Genomic DNA, 402 nt, shown 5'->3' with positions numbered 1-402 from the left:
AGCGCGGGCCGGGTTGTTTCAGCCCGTCCGGCGCTTGAGGACGAGGCCCGTTCAGGGCCGAAAGCGGGGGTCTGGGGGCGCAGCCCCCAGGGACAGGATGGGACGGGTAGGGGCGGCGGGGGCGAGGAACCCCTACTTCAGACGGTCCCGTACCCGTTCCCTCAGCCACTGCATGGTGAAGCCCCGGGGATCGATCTTGCCGGCCTGCCGTTCGAGGTGGCCGATCACCGACCGTTCCGTCCACCCGTGATGGCGGCACACCGCCGCGGCGACCTTCTCGATGGCGTCGAGCTGGACCTGTGGCCAGGGATCCTCCCCGTCGCCGAGGTTCTCGCACTCGAAGCCGTAGAAATGCCGGTTGCCGTCGGTGTTGGCCTCGTTGTCCAGCGGCAGGGCCTTCTC

Annotated in this window: 1 protein-coding gene; it reads right to left on the bottom strand. The window is 69.4% G+C overall.

The window, feature by feature from the left end:
* Positions 1-132 precede the first annotated feature (132 nt).
* A partial coding sequence (locus tag G3I60_RS44205) for an N-acetylmuramoyl-L-alanine amidase (RefSeq protein ID WP_164608602.1) occupies positions 133-402 on the bottom strand: 270 nt, incomplete at its 5' end.

It is taken from the genome of Streptomyces sp. SID13666, from assembly GCF_010548325.1.
Classification (GTDB): domain Bacteria; phylum Actinomycetota; class Actinomycetes; order Streptomycetales; family Streptomycetaceae; genus Actinacidiphila; species Actinacidiphila fildesensis.
Note: the sequence above shows the minus strand (reverse complement) of the source record. Positions and strands in the feature narration are given on the sequence as shown.